The sequence below is a fragment of the Streptomyces sp. NPDC001927 genome, from assembly GCF_053594455.1.
The window spans coordinates 382030-401540 of the sequence record NZ_JBSFEN010000005.1 but is presented as its reverse complement, the minus strand read 5'-3'; the positions used below and the strand labels follow the sequence as shown (position 1 = coordinate 401540).

18 protein-coding genes and 1 pseudogene are annotated in these 19511 nt (G+C 71.1%); 3 read left to right on the top strand and 16 right to left on the bottom strand.

The window, feature by feature from the left end:
* Positions 1-19: 19 nt before the first annotated feature.
* The 11 genes and pseudogenes from ACWCO8_RS15785 to ACWCO8_RS15735 all read right to left on the bottom strand — a co-directional run.
* Entirely contained in the window at positions 20-694 is a 675-nt protein-coding gene (locus ACWCO8_RS15785) for a pilus assembly protein TadG-related protein (protein WP_451032658.1), read from the bottom strand.
* Positions 694-909: a Flp family type IVb pilin gene (locus ACWCO8_RS15780; protein ID WP_451032657.1), complete on the bottom strand. Its 216-nt coding sequence runs from the start codon at positions 907-909 to the stop codon at positions 694-696. The genes ACWCO8_RS15785 and ACWCO8_RS15780 overlap by 1 nt, the downstream gene beginning before the upstream one ends.
* A gap of 117 nt (positions 910-1026) precedes the next feature.
* On the bottom strand, positions 1027-1728 hold the full coding sequence (locus ACWCO8_RS15775) for a response regulator transcription factor (RefSeq protein ID WP_362014652.1): 702 nt from the start codon (positions 1726-1728) through the stop codon (positions 1027-1029).
* Positions 1729-1741: 13 nt separating this feature from the next.
* On the bottom strand, positions 1742-2629 hold the full coding sequence (locus ACWCO8_RS15770; protein ID WP_451032656.1) for a DUF5936 domain-containing protein: 888 nt from the start codon (positions 2627-2629) through the stop codon (positions 1742-1744).
* A 13-nt stretch (positions 2630-2642) separates the two neighbouring features.
* Positions 2643-3584 (bottom strand): type II secretion system F family protein, encoded by a 942-nt coding sequence (locus ACWCO8_RS15765; RefSeq protein WP_362014656.1) that lies wholly within the window; start codon positions 3582-3584, stop codon positions 2643-2645.
* A gap of 19 nt (positions 3585-3603) precedes the next feature.
* Positions 3604-4947: a CpaF family protein gene (locus ACWCO8_RS15760; protein ID WP_451032655.1), complete on the bottom strand. Its 1344-nt coding sequence runs from the start codon at positions 4945-4947 to the stop codon at positions 3604-3606.
* Between the two features lie 2 nt (positions 4948-4949).
* A complete protein-coding gene (locus tag ACWCO8_RS15755) occupies positions 4950-5417 on the bottom strand; it encodes a TadE family protein (protein ID WP_451032654.1) in 468 nt (155 codons plus the stop codon).
* Complete coding sequence (locus tag ACWCO8_RS15750) at positions 5414-5803, bottom strand: TadE/TadG family type IV pilus assembly protein (RefSeq protein ID WP_362014661.1); 390 nt, start codon at positions 5801-5803, stop codon at positions 5414-5416. Before ACWCO8_RS15750 ends, ACWCO8_RS15755 begins: the two co-directional genes overlap by 4 nt.
* A gap of 3 nt (positions 5804-5806) precedes the next feature.
* The gene (locus ACWCO8_RS15745) at positions 5807-7120 is read right to left on the bottom strand and encodes an AAA family ATPase (RefSeq protein WP_451032653.1); all 1314 of its coding nucleotides are present in this window, start codon (positions 7118-7120) and stop codon (positions 5807-5809) included.
* A 7-nt stretch (positions 7121-7127) separates the two neighbouring features.
* Positions 7128-7832, bottom strand: coding sequence for a Flp pilus assembly protein CpaB (gene cpaB, locus ACWCO8_RS15740; protein ID WP_451032652.1), 705 nt, complete (start codon positions 7830-7832; stop codon positions 7128-7130).
* Positions 7833-8165: 333 nt separating this feature from the next.
* Positions 8166-9023: pseudogene (locus ACWCO8_RS15735) on the bottom strand (hypothetical protein); the annotation flags it as partial.
* A gap of 362 nt (positions 9024-9385) precedes the next feature.
* Here ACWCO8_RS15735 and ACWCO8_RS15730 point away from each other — a divergent pair.
* Positions 9386-11080 carry a chitinase gene (locus ACWCO8_RS15730; RefSeq protein WP_451032651.1) on the top strand — a complete coding sequence of 565 codons (1695 nt, stop codon included), beginning with the start codon at positions 9386-9388 and terminating at the stop codon, positions 11078-11080.
* A gap of 116 nt (positions 11081-11196) precedes the next feature.
* On the opposite strand, the gene ACWCO8_RS15725 is transcribed toward ACWCO8_RS15730, so the two are convergent.
* Positions 11197-12366 carry a serine/threonine-protein kinase gene (locus ACWCO8_RS15725; protein ID WP_451032855.1) on the bottom strand — a complete coding sequence of 390 codons (1170 nt, stop codon included), beginning with the start codon at positions 12364-12366 and terminating at the stop codon, positions 11197-11199.
* Positions 12367-12684: 318 nt separating this feature from the next.
* On the opposite strand from ACWCO8_RS15725, the gene ACWCO8_RS15720 reads away from it, so the two are divergent.
* Positions 12685-14046, top strand: a complete 1362-nt coding sequence (locus ACWCO8_RS15720; RefSeq protein WP_451032650.1) for a M14 family metallopeptidase — start codon at positions 12685-12687, stop codon at positions 14044-14046.
* Positions 14047-14118: 72 nt separating this feature from the next.
* Here the strand turns inward: ACWCO8_RS15720 and ACWCO8_RS15715 are convergent, their stop codons facing one another.
* From ACWCO8_RS15715 to ACWCO8_RS15700, 4 genes are all read right to left on the bottom strand, one after another.
* Complete coding sequence (locus ACWCO8_RS15715) at positions 14119-15585, bottom strand: GntP family permease (RefSeq protein WP_451032649.1); 1467 nt, start codon at positions 15583-15585, stop codon at positions 14119-14121.
* A 120-nt stretch (positions 15586-15705) separates the two neighbouring features.
* Entirely contained in the window at positions 15706-16116 is a 411-nt protein-coding gene (locus ACWCO8_RS15710; protein ID WP_451032648.1) for a RidA family protein, read from the bottom strand.
* Positions 16113-16874 (bottom strand): IclR family transcriptional regulator, encoded by a 762-nt coding sequence (locus ACWCO8_RS15705; RefSeq protein ID WP_451032647.1) that lies wholly within the window; start codon positions 16872-16874, stop codon positions 16113-16115. The genes ACWCO8_RS15710 and ACWCO8_RS15705 overlap by 4 nt, the downstream gene beginning before the upstream one ends.
* Complete coding sequence (locus ACWCO8_RS15700) at positions 16871-18040, bottom strand: sugar kinase (RefSeq protein ID WP_451032854.1); 1170 nt, start codon at positions 18038-18040, stop codon at positions 16871-16873. Before ACWCO8_RS15700 ends, ACWCO8_RS15705 begins: the two co-directional genes overlap by 4 nt.
* Before the next feature lie 145 nt (positions 18041-18185).
* Here ACWCO8_RS15700 and ACWCO8_RS15695 point away from each other — a divergent pair, with 145 nt between their 5' ends.
* On the top strand, positions 18186-19511 hold the full coding sequence (locus ACWCO8_RS15695; RefSeq protein ID WP_451032646.1) for an amino acid deaminase: 1326 nt from the start codon (positions 18186-18188) through the stop codon (positions 19509-19511).

Here is a 19511-nt window from a genome sequence, read left to right as displayed (position 1 = left end):
AACGGGATTCCTTCACTTGTCAGTCGGCCAGTCGCACGGTGAAGAGATCGGCGGCGCTCGGGAGCTCCGGCCGGTCAGGGTCGATCGTCCAGGGAACACCGTCGCACGCGAGCCCGAGAATCGGTGCGGGTTCCGTTGGCGTGGGTGACGGCTCGGGGTCCGGTTCCGGAGTCGGTTCGGGTTCCGAGGGCGGGTCTGTTCCCGGGGGCGGTTCAGGAGCCTCGAAGGTGCACAGAGGCTCGATCACGGCCTTGGCCCTCGCCGTGGCGTGCCGGTCCTCGGTGCCAGGGATCACCGAGACGCCGACGGCAGCCTGGGTCATCACTTCAACCCTGAAGCCGCGCTCCTCGAAGGGAAGGGGAACACAACCGTCGCCTGAGAGGTTCGCACCGTTCTTGGCGGCGAAGGAGGCCGCGCGTTGACAAGCGGCGCGGTCGTCGTACTCCCCACCCTCGAGGAAATCACCCCACTGTGCCGGGTCGAGGATGACCCCAAGCCATCCGGCCCGCAGCTGGTCGCGAGCGTCTTGAGCGGCAGCCAGGGCCGCAGCGTCAGCCGCCGTCTGAGCGCCGTTCCGGGTCGCTGCGGCCTGACCGACGGCGAAGTAGGCGAACGCGAGAAAGAGCAGGCCCGCAACCACGGTGATGTAGACGGGAAAAGCCTGGCCCGCGTCTCTGCGTCTGGGGCACGGCACTACTTGGTGACGGCGGCGATCTTCGCCGTGATCGCATCCTTGATGGTCTTGCCGATGTCCGTCCCGCTGATCGCCACCACGATCGCCACGACCACCACGATGATCCCCAGGTACTCGACCGCCGTCTGGCCGCGGTCGTTTGTCGTCCTCGTGCGGAGCCAGGCTTCGACGTGGAGTTTTGCCTTCGTCGCAGCCTTCAGCATGAGGTCGCTCATGGTCGCCGTCCCCTCCGGATTCGTACATCCCCGTGCCGCTGCCGAGTTCGGCACGCGCACGGTACGTCAACACCACCTCCTCCCCACAGGGCCCGTAGGCCCAAACACGGGCCCAGGTCATGAGGCGGCCCTTGTGCCGAGCCAGGCTGCTATGGCTTCGCTGCGGGAGGTGGCGTGAAGTTTGGCGAAGATGCGGTTGATGTGGTTCTTGACCGTTTTCTCGCTGATGAAGCATGTGTCGGCGATCTGCCTGTTGTTGAGGCCCGATGCGATCAGGTCCATCACTTCCCCCTCCCTCACGCTCAGTCCAAAGCGTGACACATTCGGTTGCATCTGCGAAGCCCCGGAGCCAAATCGCCATCCAGTCGAGACGATTGGCCGCACACTGCCGTGTGCAGTCGCACCCCTTACCACTCCCACCAACGCGTTGGCCGCCGTCGGGGTGAAGCGGGCGCGGCCCGCTCGTACGTCGCGGACGGCTGTCACGAGTTCCTCGGCCGTGAACTCGCCGTGGACCAGGTAGCCCCCGGCTCCGAGGCGGAGTGCCTCCTGGACGACCTCGGTCTCCACGCTGTACGTGAGCATCAGGACCGGGGCCACGCGGACCAGGTGCGGGAGGGCGGTGAGGCCGTCGACGATGGGCATGCGGACGTCGAGGAGGACGACGTCGGGGCGGGTGCGGCGGGCTTCGTCCATGGCGGTGCGGCCGTCGGGGGCCTCCGCGACGACCCGGATGTCGGGGGTCGCCGCGTCGAGCAGGGCGCGCAGGCCGGCGCGGACGACCGGGTTGTCGTCGGCGACGAGCACTCTGAGCGTCATCGTGTCCTCACCCTCACTCCCCCGTGATCGATCCGAGGTTCGTCCCCGAGCCGAGGAACAGGCCGGCGCCCAGCAGGATCATCGTCGCGGGGACCATGAGCGTGGTGATCACCATCGTGGCCTTGGGGACGGCTTTCGCGGCTTTCCGGCGGGCGTTCTGGGCGTCGGTGCGGCGCATGTCGTTGGCGATCTGTATGAGCGTCTCGACGATCGGCGCGCCGAGTTCCTCGCCCTGCTGGAGGGCGGTGACGAACTGGGCGACCTGTTCGCTGTCGTTGCGGCGGCGCAGTTCGTCGAAGGCCTGGCGTCGGCTCACGCCCATGTCCATCTGCCGGAGGGTGATGCGGAGTTCGTCGGCCCAGGGGCCTTCGTATTTCTCCGCCACCCTGTCGAGTGCCTGGCGGAAGCCGAGGCCGGCCGACACGACCACGGCGAGGACGTCCAGGAAGTCCGGGAGGGTGCGCTCGATCTGGTCCTTGCGGATGCGGATCGCCGACCAGATACCGACCTCGGTCCAGAACGCGCCGAAGGCGAAGAGCAGGAGCGCGACGAGTACGTCGCCGTCGGAGAGCATGATCAGGCCGCCGAAGCCGCCGAGGAAGCCGTAGACGGCGCGCCGTGCTCCGTAGCGGTCGATGGTCAGGCCGCCGGGGTTGCCGGCCAGGTCGATGCGGCGGCGGACGGCGTCGACGCGCTTGGGGCCCATCGCGCGCAGGACGGCGGCGGAGTAGCGCATGCCGAGGCGGTCCACGACGGAGTAGACGGCGCCGGTGCGGGTGGAGCCGACTTCCAGGGCGAGTTGGAGGTCGTCGGGGAGTTTGGCGTCGGCCCGGTAGAGGCGGATGCCGTAGAGGATTCCGGTGACCGACAGGGCGGCGGCCAGTGCGAGGAGAAGGTCCATGTCAGTCCGCCCCTCACACGTCGATCTTCGAGAAGCGGCGGATGATCACGAAGCCGACGACGTAGAGCGCGAACGCGGCGACGACGGCGGCCTGGCCGAGGCCCGAGCCGGTCATCCGGTCCAGGGCCCCCGGCTGCATGTTGTCGATGAGGAGAAGGGAGCCGATGCCGATCACCGGGACGGAGTACGCCGTCATGCTCACCTGGGAGAGTTGTGTACGGACCTCCCTGCGCGTCTCTTTCCGTTCCTCCAGGGTCTCGGTGAGGTTCCGCAGCGAGGAGACAACGGTGCCGCCCGCCTTGTTGGCGAGGACGAGGGTGGTGACGAGGACGACGAGTTCGCGGGAGGGCAGGCGTTCGGCGAGTTCGCCGAGCGCGTCGTCGATCGACGTGCCGACGGCGAGTTGTTGGGCGACCTTCTCCAGTTCGTCGCCGGCCGGTGCGTCGAGTTCGTCGGCGGCCATGCTGAGGGCCATGCGCAGGGCGAGTCCGGCCTGGGTGGCATTGGCGAGGATCCGGGAGAGTTCGGGGAGTTGGTTGATGAACTTCTCGATGCGTTTCTGGCGCTGCCAGTTGAGGAAGCCCAGGGCGACCCAGATACCGACGAGGCCGCAGATCGGGCCGAAGAACGGCGAGAGCACGGCCTGGCCCGCGATCCAGAGCAGGAGCACCATGACCGTCATGGCGACGACGAACTCGCCGGGAGTCACGTCGAGGCCGGTGGCGGAGATCCGTAGCTCCAGCTTCCGGCCGAAGGCGGTGCGTCGTACGCGCCGGTCGATGCCGCGGAAGCGGCGCCTGCGGCGGCCGGTGAGCTCCGGTTCGCCGGTCTGCTTGAGCCGGGCGACCAGCGCGGCGCGGTCGGCGGTGCCGCGGGCGTACGTGTGGATGCCGAGCACCCCGAGGACGCAGGCGAGCAGTACGACGCCGGTCACCGGCCATGTCGACGAGAGCATCTCCGTTCCCCTCCCTCTCCTACTTCGCTTCTCGGGTGGTCAGCTGGTCGTCGGACGTGGCGACGCCGAAGGCCTGTGGGACGGGCTGGCCCGCCAGGTAGAGCCGGTCGGCGACGCGGCGGGGCAGCGGGTGGTACGCGTACACGCCGTACACGCGGCCGTCGGCGGCGAGCGGCTGGGCGCGGAAGGAGCAGACGGTGGCGAGGGTGAAGCGTTCGCGGCCGCGTGAGGCGAGGACGGCGATCTCGGTGACGCGGCGGGTGCCGTCGGGGTGGCGGGTGAGCTGGACGAGGACGTCGACGGCGCTGTTGATCTGGTCCTTGAGCGCCTCGAAGGGGACCTTGACCTCGGACATGGAGGCGAGGGTCTGGAGCCGCATGAGGGCGTCCTCGGCGGAGTTGGCGTGGACGGTGGCGAGGGAGCCGTCGTGGCCGGTGGACATGGCCTGGAGCATGTCGAGGGTCTCGCCGCCGCGGACCTCACCGACGATGATGCGGTCGGGGCGCATGCGCAGGGAGTTGCGGACGAGGTCGCGGATGGTGACGGCGCCGCGGCCCTCGATGTTCGGGGGGCGGCTCTCCAGGCGGATGACGTGGGCCTGGCGGAGCTGGAGTTCGGCGGAGTCCTCGATGGTGATGACGCGTTCGCCGTCCGGGATCAGTTCGGAGAGCGCGTTGAGGAGGGTGGTCTTTCCGGTGCCGGTGGCTCCGGAGACGATCACGTTGAACTTGGCCTGGACGAGTCCGGCGAGCAGCAGCACCATCTGTTCGTCGAGGGAGCCGAGGCCGACCATCTCGCGGAGTGTGTACGCGCGCGGGAAGCGGCGGATCGTCAGGGTCGCCCCGGTGAGGGAGAGCGGCGGGATGATGACGTTGACGCGTTCGCCGGAGGGCAGCCGGGCGTCGACCATCGGGTTGGACTCGTCGACGCGCCGGTTGACGGTGGAGACGATCCGCTCGATGGTCTGCATCAGCTGTTCGTGGGAGGCGAAGCGGAGCGGGAGGAGTTCGACCCGGCCGGCCCGTTCGATGTAGATCTGGTCGGGGCCGTTGACCATGATCTCGGTGATGGAGGCGTCTTCGAGGAGGGGTTCGAGGACGCCGAGGCCGAGGGCCTCGTCGACGACGCGGCGGATCAGCTGGGCGCGTTCGGCGGTGGAGAGGACGGGGCCTTCGCGGCTGATGATGTGGCCGAGGACGCGTTCGAGGCGGGCGCGCCGCTCGGTGGCGACGAGCGCGGACATCTCGGTGAGGTCGATCTCCTCGAGGAGCTTCGCGCGGAAGGTCGCGACGAGGTGGCTGTCCTCCTTGGCGCCTCCGACGCGGGGCTCGTCGGGGGTACTGATGCGGGCTCGCAGGCTCATGGCTACTCGCCCTCCTCGGGCACGGGCATGGTGGCGCTCTTCTCGATCCGCCCGAAGTCCCAGAAGGGGACGACGGACGGGATGTCCACGGTGACGGTGGCGACGGCCTCGCCGCCGCCTTCGCGGACGACGACCTCCGCGTTCGACGCGATCCAGTCGCTCATCGCGGACCGGCCGGCCCGTCGCGGGTCGATGGTCGCGTCGTCGTGGCCTTGGGCCCGGGCGGCGGCGCGCGCTCCCGTTCCGGCCTGCTGTGCCGCGTACGCGGCGATGCCGAGCTGGATTCCGGCGAGGGCGACGAGGAGGAGGATGGGGAGGAACCCGAGGTACTCGACGGCTGCCTGGCCGCGGTCGCGGGAGACCGCTCGTCCCCCGTCACGGGAGACCGCTCGTTCCCCGTCACGGGCGACCACTCGTCCCCCGTCGCGTGACGCGGCGGTGCGTGGCGCGGCGGTGCGTGCGCGGCTCATCCGGCTCCCGCCCCCTCGTCCTCCCGTACGACTCCGGCCTCGCCGGTCACGGTGAAGGGGAACGAGACCGTGCCCGGGACGAGGACCGGGACCTTGAGTCTCACCGTGGCCTGGGCCAGGTCGCCCGACGCGTCGCAGCCCACCCCGGCCGCCCACGCCTCGCCCACGTGCCGCTTCCCCGCCGCCGCGTAGTCGCCGCCGACCGCGCAGACGCGGGCTGCCTCGTCGGCGGCGTTGGCGGCCAGCGTGAAGGTGTAGCCGACCAGGACGCACTGCCAGAGCAGGACGAGCGTGATCAGGATGAGCGGCACCATGCCGAGGAACTCGACGGCGACCTGCCCCCTGTCGTCCCCTCGCGCCCGAGCTCTACGCCCCGAAGTCGGCATGGCTCAGCGCCCGCCCTTGCCGCGGGTCAGCCGGGCGAACTGCTTCCCGGAGCCGAGCTGCTTCCCCGAACCGGAACCGGACTGCCTACCCGAACCGGGCCCCAGCGCGGGCCGCTGTTCGCCGCCCGATCCGACAGCGCCGGCCGGCGGGCCGACGAGCCCCAGCTCGCCGGCGAGCGCCCACAGGGCCTGCTTGACGCTCGACCGGGCGTCGAGTTCGTGCATGCGGCCCGCGTCGACGACGCCCTGCAGCTCCTTGAAGTTGGCGGGGACGACGACGCCCGCCATGCGCGTACCGGTGATCTTCTGGATGAGAGCGGGCTGGATCTCGGTGCCGCGGGTGTGCCGGTTGACCAGGACGGTCGTCTCCTCCGCCTTGCGGATCTGGAGCCGGTCCCACATCCGTACGGTCCGCTTGGCGGCCCGCACCGCGACCACGTCCGGGGTGGTGACGAGGACGGCCGCGTCGGCCATCTCGACGGCGGCGGCGTTGGCGCCGTTGAGGTACGTGCCGCAGTCGACGACCACGACGTCGTAGCGGGAGCGCAGGGCGCCGACGATCTGGCGGGCGGAGCGGTCGGCGACGTCCTCGCCGCGTTCGCCCTCGCCGGGGGCGAGGAGGAGGGCGATGCCCGTCTCGTGGACGTACAGGGCTTCCTGGAGGACGCGGGGCGAGATGTCGTCGACGGCGGCGAGGTCGGCGACCGAGCGGCGGAACTGGACGTCGAGGTAGGAGGCGATGTCGCCGCCCTGGAGGTCCATGTCGACGAGGGCGACGTTGCGGCCCGAGGCGCGGGAGGCCAGGGCGAGTTGGACGGCGGTGACGGTGGTCCCGACGCCGCCCTTGGCGCCGCTGACGGTCACCACGGTCCCTCCGGGTCCGGTGAGGACGTCCGTTCCGCCGCCGAGGTGGCGGCGGACGCCGACGGACCACTGGGCGGCGGCCTGGACGCGGCTGGCCAGCTCCTCGTACCCGAGCGGGAGGGTGACCAGGCCGCGCGCGCCGGAGTCCATGGCGGCGGAGAAGAGCACGGGGCTCGCGTCGGCGGTGATGAGGACGACGCCGACGGCGGGGAAGCGGAGGGCGACCTCGCGGACGAGTTCGAGGGCCGGCACCGGGCCGATCCGCTCGTGGACGAGGACGACTTCGGGGAGTTCGTCGAGGGACTGGGCGGCCAGCCGGGCGAGGGTGTCGACGAGCTGGGTGGAGTCGGCGACGGGCGCGCCGGGTTCGGCGCCGGGGAGCTGGCTGAGGAGGCTGATGACGGCGCGGGCCGCGTCGGGGTCGGCGACGGCCGGCAGGATCCTGGTGGTCATACCGGCCTCACTTGTCCTTGTCGAGCGTGTAGGTGCGGTCGTCGGGGGTGAGGGTGGACTCGCCGCCGGGGGCGACGAGGGCTAGCCGGACGTGCTCGGCGAAGGACTCGGCGTACGCGACGCGCTGGGTGTCGAGCGTGGAGAGCGCGAACGTGATCGGGACGGCTTCGGTGGGGCCGTTGCTGCGGTCGTCGCGGTCGGAGATGGGGGTGAGCTTGCCGACGTCGATGACGCGGGCGTTGCTGACGATGACCTTGGACTGGGCGGCCTTGCCGCCCTTCTCGCCGGCGAACGTGGCGTAGATGTTGACCGTGGCACCGGCCGTGATCTTGCCGGCGACGCCCGTCGCCGCGTCGATCATGATGGCGATCTCCTGCTGGCCGGGCTGGAGCGCGGGCCGCTTGACGATCATGTCCGACTGGAGGAGGGAGCCGGCTTCGAGCCGGGTGACGGCGATCTTCCCCCTGATCTGGTCGAGATCGGTCACGGCGGTCTTGGAGAGCCAGCGCTCCGGCATCGAGATCTTCTCGAACTGCCCGTCGTTCAGCGGGGTGTGGGGCGCCACGTCGCCCTTGACGCGGTACGCGGTCACCTCGGGCCCGACCTTGGAGTTGACGTCGTCGATCACGGAGAGGACGCCGGCGAACGCGCCGAGGGCGCACAGGACGGACAGCAGCAACAGGATGACGCCACGACGCTGGCGAGAGTTCATTGCCGGACAACCTCGATCGGGGGTACGTAGGTCAGCGGACGGGACACGTGGGGCTCAGCGGGCGGGGTGCGTGGCGGGCGGGATGTCTCCCGGCGGCGGCGGTGACGGCGTCGACGGCCACGGGGGCGCCGAGGGCGCCGGTGCGGTCAGCGCGCGGGACGGGCGGTCGCCGGCGGCGGTCGGCAGCGCGTTCGGCGGGGCGGACGCGGGGGCCACCGAACGGGCGGCGGCCGAGGTGCCCGACGAAGCGCCCGACGACCCCACCGCCCCCGCGCCCACTCCCGCCCCCGCCGCGGTGCGCGACGGCGCGGTGCGCGACGGCGCGGGGGCCGTCGACGCGATCCACGGCGCGGCGCAGAAGCCGCAGCGGTCGCCGATGAGTTCCATCCCGCACCAGTGGCAGGTCTCGCGCCGTACGGAGGCGACGAGCCGGTGGAGTACGGCGATGTCGGGGAGGTACGCGGTGAACTCGACGAGCCGCCCGGTCCCCCACCAGCGGGGCGACTCGGCGGGCAGCGGCGCCTCGTGGACGGCCTGGACCTGCCAGGTCGGGGCGAGGGTGCCGGTGGGCCAGTCGGTCTGGAGCTGGCCGCGGGCGACGAGGAGCTGGGTGGCGAACTCGGGCCCCGTGGGCGGTGCGACGCCCGCGCCGATCCGGACGAGCTGCGGGACGGGTCCGGCGAGCACGGCGAACTGGGCGCCGGGGAGCCAGCCCTTGACGTGCGACTTCAGGGTGACGGGCACCCGGTCGAGCTTGGCGACGGAGCCGAGGACGGCGCCGGCGTAGATGTAGTGGGTGAGCAGCCGGGCGGCCGAGGCGACGACGCCGGGGCTGAAGTCGCAGACGGAGAGCTGCCGCAGCTGCCGGGCCAGGACGGCGGTGCCGAGGGGCGGCAGGTCGGTCTTGACCAGGGCGATCCGGTCGCTCTCCAGGAGGGAGCGGATGGCGTGCAGGCGCTGTTCGGCCGGCTTGGGCAGGGAGCTCGGGCAGAGGACGATCACATGGCCGTAGCGGTCGAGGAGGAGCTGGAGGTCGGCCACGGCGGAGGAGAGGGACCGGGCTTCGGGTGCGGGCAGGACGGCGGCGGTGGGTGTCTGCTGGTCGGTCGGTGGCAGCACCAGGTCGGCACTGGTGACCGCGATCGCTGTCGGCACGTCGGGCTCCCCGTCCCCAAGTCCCCATGTCCCCATGACTCACTGCGTTCACCGCGTTACTGCACAGCGCGATGCTGGCACTTTATCCACGACCTGTGGGCTGGTGAACACACAATCCGGCAAGCACAACGAGAATTCTTGGTCCGGATGGGTCTTGCGCTGGGCCTGACACCGGACCCAGCGCTGGGCCCACAACTGGGCCCTGGACTGGGTCCGCGCATGGGCCCGAGACGCCCCCTCGGGCCCGCCCGCCCAACTCCCCAGCCCCGTCAGAGGTCTTGACAACTCGATTGGTCTGGACCAGCTTGTTCCTCCAACGGTGGCCACCGTGACCTACCTCCCTTTCCCCTCCCCTTCCCCTCCCCCCTCTCCCCCATCTCCCCCACCGGAGGCAGCAAGTGGACCGCACCACCACACGCTCGCGCAGATGGATCGGCGGCGCCCTCGCGCTCGCCGTCGGCTCCGGGCTCGCCCTCGTCGGCGGCACCGGCACCGCCCAGGCCGCGGACATCAACGTGGCCAAGAACGCGGGCTTCGAGTCCGGCCTGGCCAACTGGACCTGCACGGCGGGCAGCGGCGCCGCCGTCTCCTCGCCCGTACGCACCGGGGCGGGCGCCCTCAAGGCGAGCCCGGCGGGCCAGGACAACGCCCGCTGCAGCCAGGTCGTCACCGTCAAGCCCAACTCGACGTACTCGCTGAGCGCCTGGGTGCAGGGCGGGTACGCCTACCTCGGCGCGACCGGCACCGGCACCACCGACGTCTCCACCTGGACCCCCGACAGCACCTCCTGGAAGCAGCTGACCACCAGCTTCACCACGGGCGCCAACACCACCCAGGTGACCGTCTACACCCACGGCTGGTACGGCCAGGCCGCCTACCACGTCGACGACGTCTCCGTCTTCGGCCCCGACGGCGGCGGCCCGGTCGACCCCGACCCGGTGATCCCCGCCACCCCCGCGGGCCTCGCGACCGGCTCGATCACCTCGTCCTCCGTGGCCCTGAGCTGGAACGCGGTCTCCGGCGCCACCGGCTACAAGGTGTACCGCGACGGCTCCCTCGCGCAGACCGTCTCCGGCGCCTCCGCCACGGTGACGGGCCTCGCGGCCAACACCACGTACCAGTTCCAGGTCTCGGCGACCAACGCGGCGGGCGAGTCCGCCAAGTCGACCGCCGTCTCCGCCCGTACCACCAACCCGGGCCCTGGCCCGTCCGTACCGAAGCACGCCCTGACCGGCTACTGGCAGAACTTCAACAACGGCGCGACCGTCCAGAAGCTGCGGGACGTGCAGGCGCAGTACGACATCATCGCCGTCTCCTTCGCCGACTCGACGACCACGCCCGGCCAGATCGTCTTCAACCTCGACCCGGCCGTCGGCTACGCCTCCGTCGCCGACTTCAAGGCCGACGTCGCCGCGAAGAAGGCCGCGGGCAAGTCGGTCATCATCTCGGTCGGCGGCGAGAAGGGGAACGTCACCATCAACAGTGACGCCTCGGCGACCGCCTTCGCGGACAGCGCGTACGCCCTGATGCAGGAGTACGGCTTCACCGGCGTCGACATCGACCTGGAACACGGCATCAACTCCACGTACCTGACGAAGGCGCTGCGCCAGCTCTCCGCGAAGGCCGGCTCCTCGATGGTCCTGACGATGGCCCCGCAGACCATCGACATGCAGAACACGGGCACCGAGTACTTCAAGACCGCGCTCGCCGTGAAGGACATCCTCACGGTCGTCAACATGCAGTACTACAACAGCGGTTCGATGCTCGGCTGCGACGGCAAGGTGTACAGCCAGGGTTCGGTGGACTTCCTCACCGCGCTCGCCTGCATCCAGCTCCAGGGCGGCCTCGACGCCTCCCAGGTCGGCCTCGGCGTGCCCGCCTCGACCCGGGGCGCGGGCAGCGGCTACGTCGACCCGTCGATCGTGAAGAACGCGCTCGACTGCCTGGCCCGCGGCACCAACTGCGGCTCCTTCAAGCCCTCGCAGACCTGGCCGAACCTGCGCGGCGCGATGACCTGGTCGACCAACTGGGACGCGACGGCCGGCAACGCCTGGTCCAACGCGGTCGGCCCGCACGTCCACAACCTGCCGTAACCCCACAGCGGGACCCTGCCGTAACGACCCACAGCAGGACCCTGCCGTAACCACCCCACAGCACGACAGCGGCGCCGTCGCCCCCCAGCGACGGCGCCGCGCCATGTCCTGCCGTCCTACGCGGGCAGGTAGCGCCTCAGGACCAGGTCGAGCTGCAGGGCCCACGCGTCGGCGCGCTCGGTGCCGCGGGCGTCGACCTCGCAGGTGTAGGTGGAGCCGTCGTACAGCGTGAGGGTGACGGCGAGCCGCCGGCCGCGCCGGGTCAGCTCGCTCGCGACGGACCCGATCTCCTCCCAGCCGAACTCCGCCTCGACGTCCGAGACCACGAAGACCACCCCGTCGGCGTCGACGGCGATCCCCGAGGTCTTGTCGGCGGCCTCGAACGTCGGCGCGGGCCCCGGCGGCGCGGCGGGCCGCGGCGGTACGACGACGGTGGGCTGCGCGTGGACGGGTACGGCGTCCTGGACGTGGAGGGGTACGGCGTCCTGGACACCGTCCCCCGGAGCGGGCGCGGGAACCGACACGACGGTCGGCGTCGGCAGCACGGGCTCGGGCGCGGGCGCGGGCTCCGCCACGAGCGCGTCGAGGAGCTGTGCGGGCGTGGGCCGCTCGGCCGGGTTCTTGGCGAGGCAGCGCCCGACGAGGCCGCGCAGCGGCTCCGGTACGGAGGTCAGGTCCGGCGCCTCGTGGACGGTCCGGTACATGAGCCCCATCGGGGTCCCGTCGCCGAACGCCCGCCCGCCGGCGGCCGCGACGAGGACGCCGCCGAGGGCGAACACGTCGGCGGCGCCGGTCACCTCCTCGCCGAGGGCCTGCTCGGGGGCGAGGTAGCCGGGGGTGCCGAAGGCGGTTCCGGTGGCGGTGAGCCGGGTCGACTCCAGGGCGCGGGCGATCCCGAAGTCCAGGACGCGGGGCCCGTCGGCGGCCATGACGATGTTGCCGGGCTTGAGGTCGCGGTGGACGAGCCCGCAGCCGTGAATGGCCTCCAGGGCCTCGGCGAGCGCGGCGCCCAGCGCCCGGAGCCGCCGCTCGTCCATCGGGCCCTCCGCGGCGACGAGGCCGGCGAGGGTGGGACCGGGGACGTAGGCGGTCGCGAGCCAGGGCGCCTCGGCGTCGGGGTCGGCGTCGACGACCTGCGCCGTGTGGAAGCCGCCGACCCGGCGGGCGGCGAGGATCTCGGCCCGGAACCGCTCGCGGAATCCGGGGTCGGCGGCGAGTTCCGGCCGGGCCACCTTGACGGCGACGGCGCGTCCGCCGCGCGAGCGCGCGAGCCAGACGGTCCCCATGCCGCCCTCGCCGAGCTTGCGTTCGATCTCGTACGTGCCGATCAGCGTCCCCACGCGGCACAGTATCGCCGAAGGATCTTCCTTTCGCGGTTTTCGCGGTCCGATGTGATCTCCTGTGGAACCCGGCCACGAAGGCGACCGTGACGACCGGTGGCCGAACCGCACTCTTGACCCGTCCATGTCACAGCCTCACCATGTGCGAACACCCGCGCGGAACACGCGCACCGAACACCCGCACAGCAACCCCGCACGGCAAACCCCGCACGGCAATCCCGCACAGCCTGTCGCACCCCCCACCCTCCCCACCCAGGAGACAGCATGCGACTTCGAACCCGCGGAAGCGGAACGCGCGATACGCGCGGCAGGAGGTCCGCCACGCTCGCGGCCCTGCTGGCGCTCGCCCTCGCGGCGCCGCTCTCGCTCGGCAGCCAGCAGGCCGGAGCCGACTCCGAGCCGACCCCCGCCGCCGAGGAAGTGATCCGCCAGTACGAGATCCACGGCCCGTCCACCGTCGCCGAACGCACCGCGCTCGCCGCCACCGGCGTCTCCATCGACGAGGCCGACGACCACAGCGTCGTCGTCAGCGCCAACCAGGCCCAGCTGCGCAAGCTCCGCGCCCTCGGCCACCGCCCGGAGGCGCTGCCGGCGCCGCCGGACCGGTCGGCGAAGGGTCTGGGCGTCGAGCCCTTCGACTTCCCCTCGGCCGACTCGAAGTACCACAACTTCGCCGAGATGAACGCGGAGATCGACCAGCGCATCGCCCAGTACCCGAGCCTCATGAACAAGCGGGTCATCGGCAAGACCTACCAGGGCCGGGACATCGTCGCCATCAAGATCAGCGACAACGTCGGCACCGACGAGGCCGAGCCCGAGGTCCTCTTCACCCACCACCAGCACGCGCGCGAGCACCTGACCGTCGAGATGGCGCTGTACCTGCTGCGCGAACTCGGCGCGGGCTACGGCTCCGACAGCCGGGTCACGAACATGGTGAACAACCGCGAGATCTGGATCGTGCCGGACCTCAACCCGGACGGCGGCGAGTACGACATCGCCTCCGGCTCGTACCGCAGCTGGCGCAAGAACCGGCAGCCCAACGCCGGCTCGTCCTACGTCGGTACGGACATGAACCGTAACTGGGACTACAAGTGGGGCTGCTGCGGCGGCTCCTCGGGCACCAAGAGCTCGGAGACCTACCGGGGCACGGCCCCCGAGTCGGCCCCCGAGGTGAAGGTCGTCGCCGACTTCGTCCGCACCCGGGTCGTGGGCGGCAAGCAGCAGATCAAGGCGGCGATCGACTTCCACACGTACAGCGAACTGGTGCTCTGGCCCTACGGCTGGACCACCGCGAACACCGCGCCGGGCCTGACGCAGGACGACCGGGACGCGTTCGCGACGGTCGGCGGGAAGATGGCGGCGAGCAACGGCTACACGGCCGAGCAGTCCAGCGACCTCTACATCACGGACGGATCGATCGACGACTGGCTGTGGGGCGCGCAGAAGATCTTCGGCTACACCTTCGAGATGTATCCGGCCTCGTCCTGGAACGGCGGCTTCTACCCGCCCGACGAGGTGATCGAGCGCGAGACGAGCCGCAACAGGGACGCGGTGCTCCAGCTTCTGGAGAACGCGGACTGCATGTACCGCTCGATCGGCAAGCAGGCGCAGTACTGCACGACGTGACGGCGGGTAGAACGTGACAAGGAGGGCGCTCCCGGAAAGCCGGGGGCGCCCTCCTCCGTAGTAGCCGCGGGACTAGACCGCCAGACTGAGCGCGGCGGCGACGGCGAATCCGGCCACGGAGAGGACGGACTCCAGGACGGTCCAGGACTTCAGGGTGTCCCGCTCGGAGATGCCGAAGTACTTCGAGACGATCCAGAAGCCGCCGTCGTTGACGTGCGAGGCGAAGATCGAGCCGGCCGAGATCGCCATGATGACCAGGGCGAGGAAGGCCTGCGAGTGGTCGCCGCCCTCGACCAGCGGCAGGACGATGCCGGCGGTGGTGACGATCGCGACGGTCGCGGAGCCCTGGGCGACGCGGAGCACGAGGGAGATCAGGTAGGCGAGGACGATGACGGGCAGGCCGACGTCGTTGAAGGTGTCGGAGAGCGCCTGCGCGACACCGCTGGCCTTGAGCACGGCGCCGAACACACCACCCGCGCCGACCACGAGCAGGATGTTGCCGACCGGCTTCAGCGAGGACGTGGACACCTGCTCCAGGGACTTGCGGGACCAGCCGCGCCGGATGCCGAGCAGGTAGTACGCGAGGAACAGCGCGATCGTCAGGGCGACGAACGGGTTGCCGAAGAACTCGATCACGGAGCGGGCGGTCGACTCGTCGAGCGCGATGGAGGAGAAGGTCGCGGCGAGGATGAGGACCAGCGGCGTACCGATGATGAGGAGCACGGTGGCCAGCGAGACGGGCGCCTCGGAGGCGCCGTCCTTGCGCTCGGCGGCGACCTGCGCCTTGGCGTCCTCGGCGGCCTCCAGCATGTCCTGCGGGACCTCGACGAAGAGCCGCTTGCCGATCCAGGCGGCGTAGGCCCAGGCGGCGAGGACGGCGGGGATGCCGACGACGATGCCCATGAGGATGACCCAGCCGAGCGAGACGTGGAGCAGTCCGGCGGCGGCGACCGGGCCGGGGTGCGGCGGCAGGAAGGCGTGGGTCATCGACAGACCCGCGAGCAGGGGCATGCAGTAGAGCAGGATCGATTTGCCGGACCGCTTGGCGGCGGCGTAGACGATCGGCGCGAGGACGAAGATGCCGACGTCGAAGAAGACGGGGATGCCGAAGATCAGTCCCGTCAGGCCCATCGCGAGCGGGGCGCGCTTCTCGCCGAACAGGCCGAGGAGGCGGGAGGACAGCACCTCGGCTCCGCCGGAGACCTCGAGGATCGCACCGAGCATGGTGCCGAGGCCGATGATGATCGCGACATGGCCGAGGATGCCGCCCATGCCGTTCTCGATGACCGAGGTGGCGGCGGACTTCTGGACGGTGCCGAAGAGTTCGGTGACGGAGAGTCCGGCGGCGAGGCCGACGCTGATGGAGACGGCGAGCAGCGCGACGAAGGGCTGCAGGCGGATCTTGATGATGAGGACGAGGAGGAGGGCGATACCGAGGGCGGCGACGGTCAGCAGACCGGCCGTGCCGGGTATGAGGAGGAGCAGTCCTCCGGTGTGGGGTGGCGCCTCGGCGGCGGGGGATGCGGCGGCGAGCAGCATGCAGGGGGCCTCGATTTTGGGTAGGGGGGAGCGCGGCACGGCGTCCCGGGGACGGACGCCGTGCCGTAAAGCGGCGTGCTCAGCGAAATCAGCTCAGGTTGTGGGGGTACCGGCTCGGGCTCAGGAGAGGACGGCGAGGGCGTCGATCTCGATGAGGAGGCCCTTGGGGAGGCCGACGTAGACCGTCGTACGCGCGGACGCGGGGGCCTTCAGGCCCTGCTCCTCGAAGTACGCGTTGTAGATCTCGTTCATCTCGGCGAAGTGGTCGACGTCGGTGAGGTAGACGCGCATCATCATCACGTCGTCCCAGCTCGCGCCGCCCTCCTCCAGGATCGCCTTGACGTTGGCGAAGGTCTGCAGGGTCTGCTCGCGCAGGGTCGGGCCCGCGGGCGTGGGCGCCTTGCCCTCCTCGGCGGGCAGGAACCCGACCTGCCCGGCGACCTGCAGGATGTTCCCCTTCTTGACGCCGTGCGAGAACTTGGCGGGCGGGGCGGTGTGGGTGGCGGGGGTGAGCGCGATCTTCTCGGTCATGTCCGGTCCTTGGTAGGGGTGTTGCCTGAGTAGTCCCGGCTGATGGCGTCGGCGGTGCGGCGCACCAGCGGGAGCAGGGTGAGGAGTTCCTCGGCGGTCACGACCACATTGGGCGCCGAGACCGACATGGCGGCGACGACACGGCCGTCGGCGCCGCGGATGGGCGCTCCGACACAGTTGATGGACTCCTCGTGGCCACCGAGGTCGGTGGCCCAGCCCTGTTCGCGTACGGTCGCCAGCTCCTTGAGGAAGGCGGCGGCGTTGGGGGTCGAACGGGGCGTGTACATGGGGTAGTCGAGCTTGGCGGCGATGGCGCGCCGCTCGGGCTCGGGGAGGTCGGCGAGCAGCAGCTTGGCGACGGCGGCGACGGTGATGGCGACGGGCTTGCCGATACGGGAGTACATCCGGACCGGGTAGCGGCTCTCGACCTTGTCGATGTAGAGCACCTCGCTCTCCTCGTAGACCGCGAGGTGGACGGTGTGCCCGATCTGCTCGTTGAGCGCGGTGAGGTGGGAGTGCGCGATCTCGCGGATGTCGAGGTTCTCGACGGCCTCCTGCGCGAGGGCGAAGAGGCGGGCGCCGAGGCGGTAGCGCTGGTCCTGCTGGCGGTAGACGAGGCCGTGCTCGTGCAGGGTGCGGAGCAGCCGCAGGGCGGTGGACTTGTGCACCCCGAGCCGGTCGGCGACCTGGCCGAGGTCGGCGGGCCCCTGGGCGAGCAGCGGCAGGATGCTCAGCGCGCGGTCGACGGTCTGACTCATGGCGTACGTACCTCCTGGTCCTCCCCCGTCCAGCCGGGGCCGAGGTGCAGTGTCTCCCAGGCGGAGTCGCCGAGGGCGACGAGCCGGTCGGCGTGTGCGCGGGCGGGCGGTGCGGCGAGATCTCCGGGCACGGTGAGCGCGGCGGCGGCCATGAGATGCCCATGCCGAACCCGCTCCCGTACGGGCAACCCCCGAAGGGTCCCCGACAGAAACCCGGCAGCGAACGCATCCCCGGCCCCGACGGCCGCGACGACGTCGACACGGGGTGCGGGGACGGAGGTGACGGTGTCGGGGACAAATCCAGCCCTGCCGGCAAATCCGGCCTCGCCGGCACATCCAGCCCCGCCGGCGTTTGAGGCGCGGGGGTCTGGGGGCAGAGCCCCCAGTTCGGGAAGGGGCGGGGTGGGGAAAGAAGCCGCGCAGCGCTCAAACACCACCGCCCCCGCCGCCCCCCGCTTCACGACGAGCACGGCCGGCTCAGGCAGCGCGCCCCGGACGGCCTCCGGCCCCACCAACCCCCACGCCTCCTCCGCCTCGTCCTCCCCCACAAACACCACATCCGCCCCCCGAGCAAGCTCAAGCAGCACCCGCCCACCGACCACGGCATCCCGCCAAAGCCCCGCCCGAAAATTCACGTCGAACGACACGACCGGCCGCCGACCCACCCGCCGAGCGGTCAACACCCGCATCAGCGCCAGACTGCCCTCCGACAGCGCCGCGGTGATCCCCGACAGATGCAGCACCCGCCCGTCCACCACCGACTCGTACGGAACCGTCTCCGGCGACATCGCCGAAGCCGCCGACCCGGCCCGGTAGTACGCAACCTCATGCGCCGCCGCGGCCCGATCCGTGGCCGTACGGAAGTAGATCCCGGTCGGCCGCACGGCATCCCGCCCCACCGCCGACACATCGACCCCGTACGCCCCGATCGCCTCGACGAGGTGGTCGCCGAACCCGTCCGCACCCACCCGGCTCACCCACTTCGCGCGGTGTCCCGCCGAGGCGAGCGCGCAGGCGACATTGGACTCGGCGCCGCCGATGGCACGGGCGAACGTGGGGACGTCGGCGAGGCGTCCCGGCCGGGAGGGCAGAAAGGTGACCATGGACTCACCGAGGCAGACGACGTCCACGGGTGGCGCGTCCACGGTCGGGTGGTCTCCGGTCACGGCGGTCACCTACGGGCTCCTCGTGGATCATGCGGGTCCATTGACCCGGCGTTGGCCCGGATGTTAGACACCATTAAGCGATATGCGCAATGACCGTTGCGCACAGTGCAACGCAATGACGCGAGGCCTGGAGGAAGAGGAACCCATGCAGCACCCGCAGACGCAGTCCACCCCCATCCCCACCCCCACCCCCACCCCCACCCCCACCCAGCAACTCGCGCACGAACGCGTGGACCACCGCTTCAAGGCCCTGCCCCCCGACGCCGAAGGCCTGACCGTCGGCGAGCTCGCCGCCCAGCGCCGCAACCTCTTCACCGGCGGCTTCACCACCCCCGTCCTCGCCCTCTCCGCCGAGTCCGTCGAGCACAACCTCCGCCTCCTGGAGACCTACGCCGAGCGCCACGGCCTCGCCTTCGCCCCGCACGGCAAGACCTCGATGGCCCCGCAGCTCTTCGACCGCCAGCTGGAGCACGGCGCCTGGGGCATCACGGCAGCCGTCCCGCACCAGGCCCGCGTCTACCGCGCCCACGGCATCGCCCGGATCTTCCTCGCCAACGAGCTCGTCGACGCCCCCGCCCTGCGCTGGCTGGCCTCCGAGCTCGACGCCGACCCCTACTTCCGCTTCATCTGTTACGTCGACTCGGTCCGCGGGGTCGAGCTGATGGACGCGGCCCTCACCGAGGCCGGCGCGCGGCGCCCCGTGGACGTCGTCGTCGAGCTCGGCGCCGGCGAGGGAGCCCGTACCGGAGCCCGTACGGAAGCCGACTGCACCGCCGTCGCCGACGCGGTCGCCGCGGCCGGCACGCTCCGCCTGGTCGGCGTGGCGGGCTACGAGGGCGAGGTCCCGCAGGCGGACGCCGACCGGGTCCACGCCTGGCTGAACCGCCTCGTCTCCCTCGCCGCCGACCTCGACAAGGCCGGCCGCTTCTCCCCCGACATCGAGGAGATCGTGATCAGCGCGGGCGGCAGCGCCTGGTTCGACGCGGTCGCCGACGTCTTCGCGGAGATCCCCGAACTCTCGCTCCCCGTACTGAAGTTGCTCCGCTCGGGCGCGTACGTCTCGCACGACGACGGCCACTACCGGCACCTCACCCCCTTCAACCGGGTCCCCGAAGAGGGCGCGCTGCAGCCTGCGTTCCGGCTCTGGACGCAGGTCGTCTCCCGCCCGACCCCCGAGCAGGCCTTCACCAACGGCGGCAAGCGCGACGCCGCGTACGACCTCGACCTCCCCGAGGCGCAGGTGGTCCGCGACGCCCGTACGGGCACGGTCCGCCCCGCCGACGGCATCACGGTCACCGGCCTGTCCGACCAGCACGGCTGGGTCCGCACGGAACCGGGCGCCGAGATCGAGGTCGGCGACTGGCTCGGCATGGGCCTCTCCCACCCCTGTACGTCCTTCGACAAGTGGCAGCTGATCCCGCTGGTCGAGGCGGACGGCACGGTCGTCGACTACATCCGTACGTTCTTCTAG